The organism is Dietzia sp. UBA5065 (genome assembly GCA_002415925.1).
GTDB lineage: Bacteria > Actinomycetota > Actinomycetes > Mycobacteriales > Mycobacteriaceae > Dietzia.
In genome coordinates this window covers 1-17,531 of the sequence record DIAZ01000048.1, presented here as the reverse complement: position 1 = coordinate 17,531, position 17,531 = coordinate 1, and the positions used below count along the sequence as shown (strand labels likewise).

At 70.7% G+C, this 17,531-nt stretch carries 17 protein-coding genes and 2 pseudogenes; 5 read left to right on the top strand and 14 right to left on the bottom strand.

Annotated features, from left to right (window positions below; genetic code table 11):
* The 5 genes from B4M60_RS15705 to B4M60_RS03565 form a co-directional block, all read right to left on the bottom strand.
* On the bottom strand, positions 1-131 hold a 131-nt coding region (locus B4M60_RS15705), incomplete at its 3' end, for an enoyl-CoA hydratase-related protein (RefSeq protein ID WP_414646721.1).
* Positions 132-320: 189 nt separating this feature from the next.
* A complete protein-coding gene (locus tag B4M60_RS03580) occupies positions 321-455 on the bottom strand; it encodes a hypothetical protein (RefSeq protein ID WP_291080355.1) in 135 nt (44 codons plus the stop codon).
* A 62-nt stretch (positions 456-517) separates the two neighbouring features.
* Positions 518-1,177: a dTDP-4-dehydrorhamnose 3,5-epimerase gene (rfbC, locus tag B4M60_RS03575; protein ID WP_291080353.1), complete on the bottom strand. Its 660-nt coding sequence runs from the start codon at positions 1,175-1,177 to the stop codon at positions 518-520.
* A gap of 47 nt (positions 1,178-1,224) precedes the next feature.
* The gene (locus B4M60_RS03570; RefSeq protein WP_291080351.1) at positions 1,225-1,776 is read right to left on the bottom strand and encodes an LpqN/LpqT family lipoprotein; all 552 of its coding nucleotides are present in this window, start codon (positions 1,774-1,776) and stop codon (positions 1,225-1,227) included.
* A gap of 1 nt (position 1,777) precedes the next feature.
* A complete protein-coding gene (locus tag B4M60_RS03565) occupies positions 1,778-2,584 on the bottom strand; it encodes an SDR family oxidoreductase (protein ID WP_291080349.1) in 807 nt (268 codons plus the stop codon).
* Between the two features lie 194 nt (positions 2,585-2,778).
* Here B4M60_RS03565 and B4M60_RS03560 point away from each other — a divergent pair, with 194 nt between their 5' ends.
* A complete protein-coding gene (locus B4M60_RS03560) occupies positions 2,779-3,642 on the top strand; it encodes an oxygenase MpaB family protein (RefSeq protein WP_291080347.1) in 864 nt (287 codons plus the stop codon).
* A 2-nt stretch (positions 3,643-3,644) separates the two neighbouring features.
* Here the strand turns inward: B4M60_RS03560 and B4M60_RS03555 are convergent, their stop codons facing one another.
* The 7 genes from B4M60_RS03555 to B4M60_RS03525 form a co-directional block, all read right to left on the bottom strand.
* A complete protein-coding gene (locus B4M60_RS03555) occupies positions 3,645-4,232 on the bottom strand; it encodes a YdcF family protein (protein WP_291080345.1) in 588 nt (195 codons plus the stop codon).
* Entirely contained in the window at positions 4,229-5,203 is a 975-nt protein-coding gene (gene rfbD / locus B4M60_RS03550; protein ID WP_291080343.1) for a dTDP-4-dehydrorhamnose reductase, read from the bottom strand. The genes B4M60_RS03555 and rfbD overlap by 4 nt, the downstream gene beginning before the upstream one ends.
* The gene (gene rfbA, locus B4M60_RS03545; protein ID WP_291080342.1) at positions 5,200-6,081 is read right to left on the bottom strand and encodes a glucose-1-phosphate thymidylyltransferase RfbA; all 882 of its coding nucleotides are present in this window, start codon (positions 6,079-6,081) and stop codon (positions 5,200-5,202) included. Before rfbA ends, rfbD begins: the two co-directional genes overlap by 4 nt.
* Positions 6,078-7,106 carry a dTDP-glucose 4,6-dehydratase gene (gene rfbB, locus B4M60_RS03540; protein WP_291080340.1) on the bottom strand — a complete coding sequence of 343 codons (1,029 nt, stop codon included), beginning with the start codon at positions 7,104-7,106 and terminating at the stop codon, positions 6,078-6,080. Before rfbB ends, rfbA begins: the two co-directional genes overlap by 4 nt.
* A 10-nt stretch (positions 7,107-7,116) precedes the next feature.
* On the bottom strand, positions 7,117-8,133 hold the full coding sequence (locus B4M60_RS03535; protein WP_291080338.1) for a YihY/virulence factor BrkB family protein: 1,017 nt from the start codon (positions 8,131-8,133) through the stop codon (positions 7,117-7,119).
* Positions 8,134-8,187: 54 nt separating this feature from the next.
* Positions 8,188-9,273, bottom strand: coding sequence for a YihY/virulence factor BrkB family protein (locus tag B4M60_RS03530; RefSeq protein WP_291080336.1), 1,086 nt, complete (start codon positions 9,271-9,273; stop codon positions 8,188-8,190).
* A gap of 160 nt (positions 9,274-9,433) precedes the next feature.
* Positions 9,434-10,735, bottom strand: a complete 1,302-nt coding sequence (locus B4M60_RS03525; RefSeq protein WP_291080334.1) for a hypothetical protein — start codon at positions 10,733-10,735, stop codon at positions 9,434-9,436.
* A 387-nt stretch (positions 10,736-11,122) separates the two neighbouring features.
* Between B4M60_RS03525 and B4M60_RS03520 the strand changes: the two genes are divergently transcribed.
* The 3 genes from B4M60_RS03520 (at position 11,123) to B4M60_RS03510 (ending at position 15,730) form a co-directional block, all read left to right on the top strand.
* Positions 11,123-11,527, top strand: a complete 405-nt coding sequence (locus B4M60_RS03520; protein ID WP_291080332.1) for a hypothetical protein — start codon at positions 11,123-11,125, stop codon at positions 11,525-11,527.
* 17 nt (positions 11,528-11,544) lie between these two features.
* The gene (locus B4M60_RS03515) at positions 11,545-14,085 is read left to right on the top strand and encodes an ATP-binding protein (protein ID WP_291080330.1); all 2,541 of its coding nucleotides are present in this window, start codon (positions 11,545-11,547) and stop codon (positions 14,083-14,085) included.
* Between the two features lie 214 nt (positions 14,086-14,299).
* Positions 14,300-15,730: a hypothetical protein gene (locus B4M60_RS03510; RefSeq protein ID WP_291080327.1), complete on the top strand. Its 1,431-nt coding sequence runs from the start codon at positions 14,300-14,302 to the stop codon at positions 15,728-15,730.
* Positions 15,731-15,776: 46 nt separating this feature from the next.
* Here B4M60_RS03510 and B4M60_RS03505 read toward each other — a convergent pair whose 3' ends face one another.
* A complete protein-coding gene (locus B4M60_RS03505) occupies positions 15,777-16,589 on the bottom strand; it encodes a 3'(2'),5'-bisphosphate nucleotidase CysQ (protein WP_291080325.1) in 813 nt (270 codons plus the stop codon).
* Here B4M60_RS03505 and B4M60_RS15700 point away from each other — a divergent pair.
* Positions 16,588-17,364: pseudogene (locus B4M60_RS15700) on the top strand (RrF2 family transcriptional regulator); the annotation flags it as partial. The gene B4M60_RS03505 and the pseudogene B4M60_RS15700 sit on opposite strands and share 2 nt — an antisense overlap.
* Positions 17,365-17,438: 74 nt before the next feature.
* Here B4M60_RS15700 and B4M60_RS03495 read toward each other — a convergent pair.
* Positions 17,439-17,531, bottom strand: a pseudogene (locus B4M60_RS03495) (Rrf2 family transcriptional regulator); the annotation flags it as partial.

Sequence of the window (17,531 nt, the reverse complement as noted above, 5' to 3'; positions counted from 1 at the left end):
GCCGGCCCGGAGCCGGTGAGCACCACGACGCCGCACGTCGGGTCCCGGCCGAGGTCGCGGATCGCGGCGGTGGCCTCGCGCATCATCTCCAGGGACAGCGGGTTGCGCCGGTCGGGCCGGTCGAGGGTCACTCGGGCGGTCGGACCGCTGCGGTCGACGAGGACGTACGGGGTGCTCACTGGGGGCCTCCGGGGTGACGAGGGGATCGCTCCCCCGGTTCTACCCCGCCGGCCGGGGCGGCGGAGGCGGTGCGCCGGGGAATGCCCCCGGGTCACCGCCTCCGCCCGGCGCCCCGGGACCGCGGCCCCGGGGCGGGCGACCTACGTGGTGGACGTGCCGTGCTGGCCGCCGCACCACTGCTCGGCGGGCACGCTCGCCTTGACCTCGGCGACGTGCTGGCCGCAGCCGTCCCAGGTGATCTTGCCGCAGACGGGGCAGGTGACGGGGTAACACATCGTGGCCTCCTTCGAGAGGGTGTCGGCACGGCCGGGCGCCGTCCGATACCCCCTAGGGTATATCACGCCGGGGCCGGGCGCCACTCCTCGTCGACGCGGGCGGTGGCCTCGCGGAGGCGCTCCACGTGCGCGGCGCAGTCCTCCCAGCGCGGGAGCCGACCCGCGGCCGCCACGTCGAGCAGGCTCGGCGCGTCGCGGTCCTTCTCGCTCATGACGGTGGTGATCGCGGTGCCGTCGAGCGCCACCGACGGCCAGTCGATCGCGATGTGGGGGTCCAGGGCGTCCACCACGTGCTCGGCGCCCGGCCTCCAGCCCTCGGAACACAGGTACATCACCGTGGACTGCGGCTCGAGCGCGAGGAACCCGTGCGCGAGGCCCTCCGGGATGTAGATCGCCCGCTGCTCGCGCGAGTCGAGGATCACCCCGGACCACTCGCCGAAGGTCGGCGATCCGAGGCGGACGTCCACCACCACGTCGAACACCGTGCCGGACGGGCACATCACGTACTTGGCCTGGCCGGGCGGGACGTCCGCGAAGTGCAGGCCCCGCAGCACGCCCTCCCCCGACACCGACACGTTGACCTGCGCCAGGTCGAAGCGGTGTCCGGTCATGCGGCGGAAGGCGGGATCGGTGAACGCCTCGTGGAACACCCCCCGGTCGTCGGCGATCTGCCGGGGCGTGATCTCCCACGCCCCCGTCACGCTGAGTTCGCGCATGTGCATCCGGTCCCACCTTCCCGTCGACGGACTCCGCCCACCCTAACGGTGCCTCAGCCCCGCATCGCCTCGACGATCTGCGCCGCGGACCATTCCCCGATCAGCAGGCACCCCATGGCCGAGTCGTGCATGTCCGCGTCCTCGTGCCACCCGGTGACGACAAACTGGAAGACGTAGGTCGCCTCGTCGTCGCTCCACCCCACGATCAGGCTCGAGGTGGCCATCTCACCGGGCTCGGCGGTGTAGGTGCCGCGGATGAAGCGGTAGCTGCTGCGGACGGCGCCGGCGCTCTCGTCGCCCTCCCCCGCCACCTCCTCGACGAGGGTCCAGCCGTCCAGCGCCTCGGCGGTGGCGACGATCATGGCCACCGCGGTGTCGGTGTCCATCGCGGGCGCGATGCGGGCGCAGGTGGCGATGGCGTTGGGCGAGAACCCGTCGCGGTGCGCGCCCGGGTCCACGTAGATCACCGCGGACGGCTCGGGGGACTCGATCCGCTCCCAGGGCGGGCTGTCCACCCAGGTGAGCGGCTGCGCGGCGACGGCCATCGGCGGGCTCGCCTCGAGCGCGCGGCCGGTCGAGGCGCAGAACTCCTGGATCGAGGTCACGTCAGCCGTCCAGCCCGGCGCCGACGATGTGGGCCCCGCCGTCCACGACGAGGGTCTGGCCGGTGATCCAGTGCGCGTCGTCGGAGAGCAGGAACGCCACGGGCCCGGCGATGTCGTCCGGCACCCCCAGCCGACCGGCGGGCAGCCTCGCCGACATCGCCTCCTCGCGCCCGGAGTACAGCGCCTCGGCGAAGCGGGTCTTGACCACCCCGGGCGCGACCGCGTTGACCCGCACGGCGGGCCCGATCTCCGCGGCCAGCTCCTGGGTCAGGCGCATGACCAGCGCCTTGGTGGCGCCGTACCAGCCGATGCCGGGCGATGGCGCGAGGCCCGCGATCGAGGCGATGTTCACCACGGCGCCGCCGCGCTCGCCGAGGCCCGAGTGGTAGACCCGCTGCGTCCAGGCCAGGGTGCCGAGCGCGTTGACCTCGGTGATCTTGCGGGCCGCCGCCAGGTCCACGTCGATCGTCCGGCCGTACACCGGGTTGATGCCCGTGTTGTTGACCAGCAGGTCGACGGGCCCGAAGGCGTCCTCGGCGCGGGCCACCACCTCGCGCTGGTGCTCGGGGTCGTCGGCCCGGCCCGCCACCGCGAGCACCCGGTCCGGCGACGCGAGCTCGGCCACGGCCCCGTCCAGGCCCTCCTGCCCGCGCGCGGTGATCACCACCGACGCCCCCTCCGCCAGCAGCCGGCGCGCGATGCCCAGGCCGATCCCGCGGCTGGCGCCGGTGACGATCGCGGTGCGGCCGGCGAAGCGGTCCGGGACGACGGGTCCGGTGCGGGGGGCGGGAAGGGGGGTGTGGGTCACTGCCGTCTCCTGGGTGCGTGGGGGAAGTCGTGGCGTGCAGAGTCCCAGCCTAGAGGCCCTGGCCGGTCCCGCGTTCACCGGATTTTCTCAGCCGGTGCGCACGGGTCACTGTGCACATCGCGGCCGCCGCGTTAAAGTTCTCGACAGAAACCATCCGGCGCCGCGCGCGGCACGAGCAGTCCGAGGCGGGTCCGATGTCCTCACTCACCCCCCACGGTGCGGACTCCTCGACGTGCTCGATCCTCGACGTCCCGGGCCCCCGTTGGTTCCACCCCGGCGACCCGATCTGGCGCGTCCACGGCGACGCCGCCACGCCGATCGGCATCACCACCGGGCTGTTGATGCTGGTGGCCAACCCGGCGTTCGCCGCCGTCCTCAGCGCCTGCGGGGTGGAGGACTCGCCCTGGACCGTCGACGACTACCTGCACGACCTCGTGGAGATCAGCACGTTCGGGACGGTCGACGACGCGATGGTGACCATCGAGCACGCGTACCGGGACCGCCGCTCGCTCTCCGGGACCACCGAGCAGGGCGAGTACTTCTACGGTCTGGACCCGGAGCTCCTGGAGTGGGCGCACGCCGCCGTCACCTGGGCCCTGCTCGCCGCGTACCAGCGCTTCGGCGCCGAGCCGCTCAGCCCCGCCGAATCCGACCACTACGTGCGGCAGTGCGCGGCGATCGCCCACCTCCACGGGGCCCGCACCTCCCCCACCACCGTCCGCGAGCTCGAGCAGTTGCTGCGCAGCGCCCGCGGTCGGGCCCGGGCGACCGCGGCCGGTCGCACCGCCGCCGCGACCCTCCGCTCCTCGGCGCGCCCCTGCCCCGGCGTGGTCGACACGTCCGTCACCGCCCACCGGCAGTGCGTGACCGTGGTGGACGCCGCCGCCGGCCTGGTCCCGTCCGACGTGCGCCGGGCGCTGGCCCTGCCCCACCGGCCCATGGACCGGACCGCGGTCTTCGGCCGGATCACCAGGGCCCACGAGGGGCTGGGCAGGCCGATGCTCACCACCCGCGCCCCCATCGCCGCGCCGTCCGCGTTGCGCGCGCGCCCGCGCTGACCTCACCAGTGGCGGTTGAGGCCGCCCTTGACCCACCCGGCGGCCTCCCACACCAGGTGCACCGGCAGCATCGCGCCGTCCACCCGCCGGATCGGCGTCATCCTCACGTCCAGCCCCGTGGCGTTGCGCATCCACCGGCCGGCGCGGAGCGTGTGGGGGCGGTTGGTCACCACCAGGATGCGCTCCCACCCGCGGGCCCGGGCGATCGCCGCCACCGTCCGCGCCTCGCCCCAGGTGGTCCGCGGCTCCGGGGAGAAGCACACCACCTCGGCGTGGGCGGGGCGGGCGATGCCCGTGCACAGCCGGCGGGCGACCAACTCGGAGTTCCCGCCGGGGTTGCTCACCAGCAGCGTGTCCGCGTACCCGGCCTCGACCAGGTCGCGGGCGTGGAGGTGACGACCGTCGTCGGCGCCGGCGAGCATCACCACCGCGTCGGCGCGGACCGGGGGGTCGGCGCGGGGCCGGAGCAGGAACACCCCCCACGCGGTGAGGACGAGCGCGGCGACCGTCACGGCGGCGGCCCCGACGATCGCCGCGCGCCGCGGACGGGACCGTCGGCCGGCGCGGGCCGCGGGTGCGGGCGGGGTCACCGGAGGGGCGACGACGACGAGGCCGCGCCCACCACCCCGGGTGCCGAGGCCAGCGCCGCCCGCAGGCTCTCCCCCCAGTCCGGCAGGGGCGCCAGGCCGGCGTCCTCCCAGGACCGCCCGGACAGCACCGAGAACGCCGGCCGCGGGGCGGGCCGGGGGAAGTCGGCGGTGGTGCAGGGCGTCACCCGGTCCGGGTCGGCGCCGAGGTGGGCGAAGGTCCGGCGGGCGACCTCGCACCACGTCGCCCGGCCCGACCCGGCCGCGTGGAGCACGAGCCCGCGGGTGTCCACCGCTCCGTCGGCCTCCAGCGCGACCATCTCGAGGATCGCCGCGGCCAGCGTGGGCGCGTGCGTGGGCGAGCCCCACTGGTCGTCCACCACGGAGACGGTGTCCCTCTGGCCCTCCAGCCTCGCCATGGTGTCCACGAAGTCCGAGCCCGACAGTCCCTGGCCCCGGCGTCCCGGCCCGGTGTACACCCACGCCGTGCGGATCACCGTGGCCTCGGGGTGGGCCGCCAGCACCGCGAGTTCGCCGGCGAGCTTGGTCCGCCCGTACGCGGTCGCGGGGCCGGTCGGGTCGTCGGGCTCGACCCCCGGCGCCGTGGCCGGGTCACCGCCGCCGGGGACCTCGCCGGAGAAGACGTAGTCGGTGCTGAGGTGGATCAGGCGGATCCCCCGGTCTCGGCAGGCCAGGCCGAGTGACCCGGCACCCGCCGCGTTGACCGCCCGGGCGGCGGCCTCGTCGGATTCCGCGCCGTCGACGTCCGTGTACGCCGCCGCGTTGATCACGACCCGCGGCCGGTGGCGGTCCAGCGCCGCCGCGATGGAGCCGGGGTCCGTGAGGTCGAGCTCGCGCCGCCCGAGGGCCACGACGCGGGCCCCGGCGCGGGCCCCGGCGGACCTCGCGAGGTGATGCCCGAGCTGACCGCCCCCGCCGGTGGCGAGGATCGCGTCCGGATGGCCGACGCTCACCGGCGCCGGCCCCCCTCGCGGCGGAGTACGTCGAGGAGGTACTGCCCGTACCCCGATTTCCTCAGGCCCCGGGCGCGGTCGGCCAGCTCGTCGTCGTCGAGGTATCCCATCCGCCACGCCACCTCCTCCGGGCAGCCGATCTTCAGGCCCTGCCGGTCCTCGATGGTCCGGATGAAGTTGCCCGCGTCCAGCAGCGAGTCGTGGGTCCCGGTGTCCAGCCAGGCGGTGCCCCGGGGCAGCACCTCCACCTGCAGGCGACCCGCCTCGAGGTAGTGGCGGTTGACGTCGGTGATCTCGTACTCACCGCGCGGGGACTTCTCCAGGTTCCGCGCCACGTCCACCACGTCGGCGCTATAGAAGTAGAGGCCGGGGACGGCGAAGTCCGAGGACGGGTTCTCCGGCTTCTCCTCGAGGCTGATCGCGCGGCCGTCGGCGTCGAAGTCGATCACCCCGTACGCGCTCGGGTCGGCCACCCGGTAGGCGAACACCGCGCCGCCGTCGAGGTCCGCGAACCGCCGGAGCTGGTTGCCGAGCCCGGGGCCGTAGAAGATGTTGTCTCCCAGGATCAGCGCCACCGGCTCGTCACCGATGTGGTCCGCACCCAGCACGAACGCCTGGGCGAGCCCCTCCGGCCGATCCTGCTCGACGTAGCTCAGCGTGATGCCGAAGTTCGAGCCGTCGCCCAGCAGCCGGCGGAACTGCGGGCCGTCCTCCGGCGTGGTGATCACCAGGATGTCGGTGATGCCGGCGAGCATGAGCGAGGTCAGCGGGTAGTAGATCATCGGTTTGTCGTACACCGGCACGAGCTGCTTGCTGGTGGCCAGCGTGAGCGGACGCAGCCGCGTACCGCTGCCGCCGGCCAACACGATCCCCTTCACAGCACCCTCTCCGTCTGCGCATATCTCGCCTCGACGCGGGCCTTGACCGGCTCCCACCAGTCGGGGTGGTGACGATACCAGTCGATCGTCTGCCGCAGACCCTCCCTCAGGTCGGTGTACCGCGGCTCCCAGCCCAGCTCCTCGCGGGTGCGGCTCGCGTCGATCGCGTAGCGCAGGTCGTGGCCCGGACGGTCGGTGACGTGGTCGAAGCCGGGGTCGTCGCCGCCGTCACCGGCCCCCATGAGCTCGCAGATCATCTGCATGACCTGCAGGTTCGACCGCTCGCCGTCGGCGCCGACGAGGTAGGTCCGGCCGAGCTCGCCGCGCTCGAGGATCCGCAGGACGGCCGCGTTGTGGTCGTGGACGTGGATCCAGTCCCGCACGTTGGCCCCACTTCCGTAGAGGCGGGGGCGCCGGCCGGTGAGCAGGTTGGTGATCTGCCGCGGGATGAACTTCTCCACGTGCTGGTACGGCCCGTAGTTGTTGGAGCAGTTGCTGATCGTGGCGCGGAGCCCGAAGCTGCGGACCCACGCCCGGACCAGCATGTCGGAGCCGGCCTTGGTGGCCGAGTACGGGCTCGACGGGTTGTAGGCGGTCTCCGGGGTGAACTTGGCCGGGTCGTCCAGCTCGAGGTCGCCGTAGACCTCGTCGGTCGAGACGTGATGGAGCCGCACGTCGTGGCGGCGGCACGCCTCGAGGATCGCGTAAGTGCCCACGATGTTGGAGTGCACGAACGGCCACGGGGCGGCCAACGAGTTGTCGTTGTGGCTCTCCGCGGCGAAGTGCACCACGGCGTCGCGGGGCCCGGTGAGACCGGCGACCAGTCCGTCGGTGACCGCCTGGTCGGCGCAGTCCGCCTCCACCACCTCGACCCGGTCCGCGGGCAGGTCGGCCAGGCTCGCGCTGTTGGCGGCGTAGGTCATGGAATCCAGCACGGTGAGGTGGGCGTCCGGGTGATCCCGGACCACGGTGCGGACGAAGTTGGCACCGATGAACCCGGCTCCACCGGTGACGACGAGGCGCATGCCCGCCACCCTACCGCCGCGACCGGCCCGTCTCGGGGGTGTCCTCGACCGGCGGCTCGAGCCGCAGCGCCCGGTACCGGTCCAGCATCTCCTCCCGCTTCCGGTCCCGCCGCACGCTCGCGGCCGTGTCCCGCGGGGTGAGCACGAGGGTCTCCTCGGCCGGGAGCCCGTCCCGGATCTGCCGTACGCGCAGCACCTCCGCGTCCAACCGGACCCCGTAGACCACCGCGATGTTGACCGACCACAGCCACAGCAGGAAGATGATCGCCCCGGCGAGCGAGCCGTACACCTCGTTGAAGTTCCCGAAGTGGGTGACGAAGAGGTTCAGCCCGTAGGTGGCCACGCCGATGACGGCCAACGCCACGCCCGCGCCCAGGGAGAGCCAGCTGAACTTCCGCGTGGCGACGTTGGGCGCGAACCGGTAGAGGATCGCCAGGGCGAGGACCGCGGACACGATCGCGGCCGGCCACTTGGCCGTCTCCCACACCGCCAGCGCGGTGGCCCCCAGCCCGATCCAGCCGCCCACCCGCTCGGCGACGGGGCCGGTGAACACCAGCGCCAGGCACCCGATCACCGTGAGCGCGACGAGCGCCGACGTGAGCAGGAACCCGGCCGGCCACAGCCGCCACAAAGGCCGCCCCTCCTCGACCCCGTACACCGCGTTCATCGTCCGTCCCAGCGCCCGCACGTAGCGCGACGCCGTCCACAGCGCCGCGACGGTGCCCACGACGAGCGCGGTGCCGGCGGCCGGGGTGGTGACCAGCGCCGTCACCGGGCCGCGGATCGTGTCGAGCGCCTCCGCCGGCACGACGTCGGCGAACGTCTCCATGACCGCGTCGACCGTTCTGGTCCCCTGGCCCAGGATCCCGAGCATGGAGATGGCCGCCAGCAGCGCGGGGAAGAGCGAGAGCACGCCGTAGAAGGTGAGCGAGCCCGCGAGGTCGGGACCCCGCTCGCGCAGGAACTCCCCGACCGACCGGACCAGGACCAGGCGGACGGTGTACAGCCGTCGCCGAACGGCCGTCACGAGGCCACCGGGGGTGTTGTCATGGGGAGATTATGGACTGCGGGCGCCGGGGCCTCAGCGTCGGTCGCGGGCCTGTTCCGCCTGGGCCTCCCGGCGGACGTCCGCGGCCTCGTCGATCGTCCTGCGCCGCTTCTCCTCCGCCTTGTCGCTGGCGGTGGTGTCGCGGGGCGGGAGCTGGATGGTCTCCTCGGCGGGCAGACCCGCCTGCAACTCGCGCGCCCGCTCGATCTCCGCGTCCACCTCGGCGCCGAACAGCAGGGCGTTGTTGGTGATCCACAGCCAGAGCAGGAACACGATCACGCCGGCCAGCGAGCCGTACGTGGCGTTGTAGCTGCTGAAGTTGGAGACGTAGAACACGAACCCCACGGTGGCGACCGCCCACACGAGCAGCGCCACGATCGCCCCGACGGAGATCCACCGGAACCGGGGCTGCTTGACGTTGGGCGAGAAGCCGTAGAGCACGGCCAGGATCACCACCACGACGAGGGCCAGCACCGGCCACTTGGCGATGCCCCACACGGTCACCGCCGTCGCGCCGAGGCCCACGAGGTCGCCCACCCACGCGGCGACTGGCCCGCTGACGACCAGCATGAGCCCGGCCACACAGACCAGCAGCAGCAGGATCGCGGTGAGCAGCAGCGTGGCGGGCTTGAGCTTCCAGAAGGGCCGCCCCTCCTCGACCTCGTAGATCCGGTTCATCGCCCGGCCGAACGCGCCCACGTACCCGGACGCCGACCACAGCGCGCCCGCCAGACCGGTGACCAGCGCGATCCCCGCGGCAGGGGTGTTGACCAGCGCGTCGATGGGACCGCGCAACGCGGCCAGCGTCTCCTCGGGGGCAGCGCCCTCGAGGAGATCCATCACGGCGTCGACGGTGGCCTGCCCCTGGCCGAACACGCCGAGCAGGGACACCACCGCCAGCAACGCCGGGAACAGCGAGAGCACCGCGAAATACGTCAGCGACGCGGCGAGGTCCGTGCACTGGTCCTTGGAGAACTCCCCCGCCGCGCGCGTCAGGCCGATCTTCCACGCCCCCGGCGTCAACGAGGTGGGCGACTCCGGCTTCCCGGCGTCCGGATCGGTGCCGGGATCGGGCTTGTCGCTGATGTCGCGGTCATCGGCCACACGGTCGGTGCTCATGTCCGCCGAGCCTGCCACCTGCGGGCCCCCCGCGCATCCGCGGCGTGCAAGCCTCCGCCGCCGCGGGCGAGTCGGTGCGGCGCTCGGCGCGTTCTCCGCCGGGCTGCTCTCGTTGTACTTCCACCATCCGGCGATGACCGAGTCCAGCAGGACCGGGCCTTCATCGCGTCAGTCGCAGCATGCCCCCGAATATCTTCTCAACCGCCGGAATCCAGGGATCGGATTCGTCGCTGAGTTCAGTGAGTCCCGCTGTGACGGCATCCGCCGGACCAGACAATCGGACCATCACCTCGCGCGAACCGTCGGACCGGATCACGGCCTGGAGCGTGGTGGTGATTCCCGGCCCCACCTTCTTCTCGAAAAGACGTGTCAACGCCTGGGCGGGATCACTCGCGCACACCTGGACTATCTCTAGAGAACCGGGCAGGACCTCTCCCGCGAGGGCACCTTCAATTTCGCTCCTCAGCCGGCCCGGAATCGAGCACTGTCGCGAGGTGACGAATACCGCGGTCGCGCGGTCGAACGTGCTGGCATAGCTCACCGCGACCAGGTGGTCACCTCCGGCCTCGGTCCAGAGACTGTGCAGATCCGGCCGTTCGACCCGGAAAGGAGCATTCGACAGCAGATCCTGCGTCTGGTGTTCGTCGGCCTGCGCCTTGATTCCCACCCGCTCCACCAATGTCGGATCGATCGCGTCGATCGTCCTGGTGGCGAGCCGGTCGACAGCCGGGTCGCCGACCTGCCCGCCCCGAATCCGCTCCATCGCCGCCGCGATCACTTCGGGACGGCGAGCGGCGAACGGGCTCTCGAGCAACTTGTTGACCAGCTCGATCTCACGGTCGCTGTGATCCCGAAACGGTCCGGCGAATGCCGAGGGCGGTAGCCCAGCCAGCTCGGCCTTGTCGAGGATCGACTGGATCTCTCTCAGTTCCACCGCCGCCTGCACTCGGGTCGCTTCCAACCTCACCCGTTCCGAGGCCTCGATCTGGGCGAACTCGACGCTCGCCTGCAGGTCTGCGCGATGGCGCTCGTGCGCCGCGGCGATTTCGTCGGAGTCCCGCACGTCGACGACGCTTATCCTGTCGATCAACGACTGCGGCCAAACGACACTCGTCACTCGCGCACCCTCGACCGCGAACATGGGATCCGCGAAACCCGGTCCGGAGCGGGGAAAGAGGAAATCTTCGATCCCCTGCCGATAGACGGACTCGGGCGCCGCGTCGGCCAGCTTCCCCCTCACGTACGCATTCACGTTCTTCTGCAGGGTCTGGAGGAGGGACGACGAGAACGAGTCCCCGCGGGACCCCAGCAGATCGAGCACCTCCTTCTCCCTATCTGCGGGATCCAACGCCACGGTCAATTCCAGTGAGAGCTCCGGGATGAAGAGATCTGGCCCGATCGCGATGCCGCTCAGATCCCACGCGAGTGGGAACAAGGACGTGTCCAGCGGTGCGACCGTCACGGAACCCCACCTGAACTGGTTCCACCACCCCGCCCTGGAGCCGGACTTGTACAACTGGACGCCTCGCCCGTTCTTGAACAGGACCAGCCACTGACCCGGTACCGGTGCGGTCGACCGGTCAACTTCGACTGCGGCCCCCAGTAGTTGCTTCATACTCCACACCCTCCCCGGGATGTCGTGACACAGCTGATAGAGCACTAATACTGCAATGAGGGATGGCATCCACGAGCGATCGGACCCGTGGCGCGACATGCACCTCGCGGCTCATTGACGTCGCGGTTATCAAGTTAACGGTAGTGCAGCACACGGTCGGGCGATTCGATTAGCATTTCCCTATCCAAATCCGGATCGACACGGTGTGCAAGGCGGAGATGCAAGGTGGAACCGATGGCACTCAACGAGCTGAGTGATCGAATTGTCGGCGGGCTGCAGGCGACGGCGATCGGAGCAGCACTCGGGGTGACGGTGGGGACTGCCCCGATCCCGGAAGCCGGTCGCGACGTGGTCCAAGATGGAACCCCCGTCGCGTCGATGATCGATTTCGCAGCGGACTCCCGCGACGGCGCCGAGGCATTGGCGCAGGCCATCGCGGACGGCGAACTGGACGACCCTGTCTCCGAGGTCGACTACGGGGATCACGGGGACCCGCCGGACGATGCCGACGCATCCGACCTGGACGATTTCATCGGCGAGGTCGATACGTGGGACGACGGGGAGAGCGACCTCGACGATCTTGAATACGGCGGGGAACTCGACGATTCCTGCGCCGATGTCGATACCGACGACTACTGACGGGCCGGCACACCCACATGACTTTGAGGGACCTACCCGAACTGATCCCGGTGGCCCGCGGGCGATGGGCGTGGACCGTCGACGTGCCGATCCTGCCGGACAGCATCGGCGACGAAGTCGTCTACGGTCTCGACACGGTGGACCGTGCTTACACCAACCTGGCGGAGGCCGTCGCACATTCGTCGCCCCCCGGGTCGGCAGTCCAGTTCAGGCTGCACTCGGAGAGCGGGAGCCTGACACGGCCCACGTCCATCAACGCGGCCGTGATGGGTGCGGCCTCGTCGAAGACCGACGCCGAGCACTTGGCGATGCTCGTACTGGCCAATCTCCCCACCGAACTACACGTGAACCCGTGCGACCAGGCAGGATCCGCGAAGCTGGTGACGTATCTGGACGCCACCGCCGAACTGTCGATGGTCGAGGTACGTCGACGCCTGGAAGAAGCCGACCCGTTGAGGCTCATCACGGACCCCTCAGCCCCGCATCTTCCCTTTGTGTTGAGGTGGTCTCCCGAACGATTCGCGCTCCGCAAGTCCGTCGAATTGCTCTCACGCCAGTCCGGCCGTGCAGTGATCTGCCTCCACATGCAGGCGTCGACCCCATCCGAATCCCTTCTGGACACGCTCACCGACACCGTCCAGATATTGCGTGAGGACCCCGCGCGGAGACTCGATGACCTGAGTACCCAGATCCTGTCGGAAGCAATACGAGACATCCGCGATCTTCCGCGCGCGGCCCTGCACGTCCGGGTCGCCTACGGGGGCCACGAACCGCCGCTCCCGGGGCTACTGGAATCCATCGGCATGGACCTCACCGGGCCCGGAGGTTTCGAGCTCATCGCCTCCACTCCCGATGAGACGATGGATGCCAGGGAGCTTTTCAGTTCAGCGACCTCCATCCCGTGGGGTATTTCGGGGATGGATCGCGGAATGCGCGAAATGATCCACCTGACCCCGGCGGACCTGGCGGGGCGGGTCGTCCGGTTCCCCCAGCCGCCTGTAGGGGGACTGCCCGCGATGGCCAGCGAGCCACTCAGCACGCTTCCCCGATCACCTCAGAGACGCGCGTTCGAGAGAAATGGGGCGCCCTCACCCGTGTGCACGATCGGGCGGAGTTCCAGCGGCGGCTCCGTGGACCTGACACTGTCCGAACTCAACCGGCACGTACTGGTCGCGGGGCTGCCCGGCTTCGGCAAGACCCAGACTATCCACACCATCTTGGCGTCCCTCTGGCGCGACCACCGGATCCCGTTTCTTGTCCTCGATCCCGCGAAGAGCGACTACGGCGACCTGGCCGACTTGCTCGCCGATTCAGGCGCACGCCGCGTCGTACTGGGGCCGGAAACACCGGCGTTCAACCCGTTCGTCGTCCCCGTCGGGTGCACCATCGAAGCGCACGCGGCACGCGTCACCGGCGCGTTCGACACAGCGCTCCGGCTCTCTGAGTCGTGGCCATTCGGATACATCATGTTGACGCGGGGAATCTATCGGGCCTACGAACTCGCCACCCGCGACGGGACTTCGCCCACGCTCAAGGACTTGTACCGTTCGATCGGGGACATCGTCCGCACCGCGAGATACGACGACAAGGTCAGGTCGCAGGTCACGGGATCCCTGCTGGGGCGCCTCGAGACGCTGGTACGCGGGCCGCTCGGTGCTGGATTCCTCGCCGGCCCGGACTCCGGCCTCGACTGGGAGGACCTGCTCTCCCGCCCCACCATCATCGAGTTCCGCAAGTTCGCGGGGACCACGGAACGTTCCCTGGTATTCGGCCTGCTGATCGCAGGGCTCGCCTCTTACAGGGAGGGACACCCACCACCGGGGAGCCTGTCGCACGTCACGGTTCTGGAGGAAGCTCACCGAGTCCTCGCCGACCGCGACGGGGTGCAGTCCGAGGGTATTCGCCTGTTGGCCGAGGCCGTCGCCGAGCTTCGCGGGAGCGGCGAGGGCTTCATAATCTGCGACCAGGCACCGTCGACTCTGGATCCGGTGGTCCGGAAAGTGACAGGAAGTTTGATCTGTCACCGGATTGTTGATCGCGACGAACGTGACCTAATCGGGAACTCACTTCTCCTCAGCGCCCGCCAGAACGAGGACCTCGCTCGCCTCGACATCGGCGAAGCCGTCGTGTACGGGGCGCAGCGTGCAGCCCCCACGGTCGCGCTCATCGAGCGCGCGGTCCACACCGGGTCCCAGAAGTGCGACGTGTCCGATTCGCTGGTCCTCCCCGACACCGTTCCACTGCCCTGTATCGGCTGTCCGTCGATGTGCACGGCTAAGAGCGCCGGGGACGCTGCGGTCGGGTCTGCTCCACGACCCCTTGACAACAACAGCCTGGTGGCACTGATCGATGGCCACCTTCGCCGGTATGAAGCCGGCGAGATCTCGGGCGCGGAAGCCTGGTGCGGCGCATCGCACCTTCTCACGTTGGCCCCCGATGCGGGGAAGCCGATCGTTTTCCTGGCGACGCTCAGCGATCTCCAGACCAACCTGTCCCGGATTCAAGCACGGCGTGTGGCCGCGAGAAGAAAGGGTGCTGACGCCCATGTCCGACAATGACCTCTTCGACGGGTTCTTCTCCGATTCTCCTCGCGAGTTGGAAGGGGCTGGGGGTACCAACCTTCCCGCAGTTCCACCTACCCCGCTCACCCCGGACCCTGTCGAGCCCACATTCTCCGAACGACTGTCCCGACACCCTTCGCCACCCGTTTCATCGCGGTCGACCGACGCTACCGCGTCGGACGATCCCCGGAAGCCGGAAGGCTCCCCGGCGGTGAAGCTCTCCGCCTCGTCCGGGACCTCCAGCCGGCTCCGGCTCGCCGACGCCGACGCCGGAGCCGACGCCCCGACGCTGGCCGTTACGGAGCGGACGGCGACGCACACTCCCGCGACCGCCCTCACACGCGCGACCTACGCGATGACGGGACTCGCCGTTCTGCTCGTACCCACCGTGGCCGGGTACATCCGGTTCTGGTTGCCGGAACTGCGTGGGATCCCCGGACTGGACGCCGCTCTGGAGCAACTGGCACCTGCAATGGGCCGGGAGCTGGCCCGGTTTGGCGCGGTGACCGATTGGCAGAATTCCCATTCGTCGTGGCTGGCCTCGATCGCACTTCTGTGCGCGCTGGTGACCTTTGGAGTACTCACGCACCACAATCCGGCGATACGTCGATTCGCCTTGTTCGCAGCTGCACCCGCCGCGTTGTTCAGCCTCCTGGCTGCACTTGCCGGACTCGTCACCGGAGCCCTGAGCTCGGGTCTAATCGGAATGCTGCTCCTGGTCCTGTCGGTGGCGTTGCAGGGATTGCTCACGTATCGCTGCCTTGAGGCGGAACCCGACTCCGGGAACGTCAAGTTCCCGGTTCGACCGCCGGATCTCTTCGTCGCAGCGACAGTCACCCTGCTTCCCGCCTTCGCCCTGGGACGCGCCATGGGCGGACGAGACGTCTGGGAAGTGGCGTCGCGGCTCTCCGACGACGGCTTCGAATACCTCTGGTCGCTGATGGCGTGGTCGACGCTGAGTCAATTGGTGCTCGGCATCGGGACACTCGGCGTAGCCGTACTGGTGACGCGACTGATCTGGCCTGGTGAATCCCAGCCCAAGAAGGTCCCCAGCGTGGTGGCGGCAGTGATCGCTATCGGGATCCTGTTCGCGTTCATCGCTCCGTGGACGGAGCGTCAGAGCCAGGACGCCGCCGTCTCGCTTTCCTCCGTGGCAAGGGAGAGCCCGGTTTCCGAGCAGTGCGCGAGATGGTCGGACAACTCGACCAAGACCTCGATCGCGATCGCCGGTCCGGAGTGCAGAGAGGTCCGGACATATGCCGGACATGTCCGGACCTCGACGCGCGCGCTTGGCTTCAGCGCGACGACCCCATCGGGGGAATGGCTCACCACGACAGGCCACTGGGTCGACCAGGGGACAGTGACGGGGGCATATGACGACGTCTTGGTGGTCGCTGGAGCACGGGTCCCCTACTTCCACTCCCCGACCGTCATGACGGGGATCGACTTCAACACGGGCGAGGAAAAGTGGACCTATCGTTGCGGGGAATGGTCACCGTTCCTTCTGACCCTGTCAGGAAGCGCCGGAGGAGACGACCCCGATGAAGCCCGGGTCACCGTGCCCGAGGCCGGGAAGTCCCTCATCGTCGACTGCGGGGGGACCATCCGATTCCTCGACCCGATCACCGGCAAGCCACGTTGACGAGGTGAAGTCGAGATCCCGGATCCCGCCGTCGGTGTAGACCACCTCATCCCTCCGCGATCGCCCCCAGGATCCGCTCGGCGAGGTCGGCGCGGCACACCACCAGGTCCGGCAGGTAGGTGTCGGCGACGTTGTACTCCAGCGGCGAGCCGTCGACCCGCAGCGCGACCACGCCCCGGGCCAGCGCCACCCCGGCGGGCGCGGCCGAGTCCCACTGGTACTGCCCGCCGGCGTGGATGTAGGCGTCGGCCTCGCCGCGGACGACCGCGGCCGCCTTCGCGCCGGCCGAACCCAACGGGACCAGGTCACCGCCCACCGCCCGGGCGACCGCCTCCGCGAACGCCGGGGGGCGGGTCGCGGAGAGGACGATCCTCGGGCGCGAGCCCGTGCGCGGCGGGAGGAGGCCTCCCCCGTCCACCGAGCCGTTGCCGACGGGAGCGGCGTAGACCTCGTCGTCGTCGGTCCCCAACACCACCCCGAGCGCCGGCAGCGACACCGCGGCGGCGGTGAGCCGCGACCGCGCCGGGTCCCCGGACCGCTCCCACAGCGCCACGTGCACGGCCCAGTCCGGGCGGTCGCCCAGCCCGTACTCGCGCGTGCCGTCGACGGGGTCGATGATCCACACGCGGTCGGCCCCGACGCGCGCGGGATCGTCCCGGGACTCCTCGGAGAGCACGGCATCGCCGGGCCGCTCGGCGGCCAGGCGGTCCAGGATCAGCGTGTTGGCCCGGCGGTCGCCCAGGTCGCCCAGCGCGCGGCGGGTGGGGCCGGAGGTGCGGAGGTCCACCAGGAGGCGGCCGGCGTCGACCGCCAGATCGACGGCGAGTTGCTGGTCCGGGGAACGCGTGGGGTCTGCCATGACCCCCACCCTAGGAGGCCCGGGGCGCACGCGAGCGGGGACCGCCTATCGATGGCGGCGCAGGCCTCGCAGGCGGCCGCGCCCGTGTTCCCGGACCACCCGCGCCGGCTCGTCCGGACAGCGGTGGGCGTCGGCGGCGACACGGGCCGCCCCGCGCGACGGGAGGAGGCCGCTCAGGGCGCCGCAGCGACGACATCCCCACCGGGCCCCTTCCTCGGCCTCCTCGACAAAGCACGATCGCTCGCCAACCTCGTTCATAGCCCTCCCCGACCAGTCGCGCCGTCCCAGACCCTACACAGAGACGGCAATGATGTCACAGAACTCTCATCCTGTTCACGGCACGCCCCGCATCGGCAGACAGATCGGTCCAGGGGGTCCTCGGGAGGGGCAATCACCCTGCGCCGCCGGGCCTTTCCCGACCCGGGGCAGCGGCGACGAGGCCTCCTTCCGCCGCCGCCGACGGTCCCCCGCAGCCCTCGCGGGCGGCCTCGCCCGTCGACTCTGGGAGACTGTCCACATGAGGGTCACCGCGAAGTCGGACTACGCCCTGCGCGCGCTCGTGGAGCTCGCGGTGGCGCGGGACGACCACACCGGGGACGATCCGCGCGGGACCCCGGTCAGCGCCGAGGAGCTGGGCCGGCTGCAGGGCATCCCGCACGGCTTCCTCCAGGCCATCCTCTCGGACCTGCGCCGGGCCGGACTCGTCGCCAGCCGGCGGGGCAAGTCCGGCGGCTGGACCCTGGCCCGGGACGCCCGCGAGATCACCGTCGCCGACGTCCTGCGCGCGGTCGACGGCCCACTGGTGAGCGTGCACGACGTGCGCCCGGAGTCGGTCAGCTACAACGAGCGGGCGTCCCGGGCCAGGGTCCAGCCGCCGGACTTGCCCCGCCGGCTGGCGACGAGTCCGGCCCGGCGCAGGTCCGAGAGGATGGCCTGGAGGAA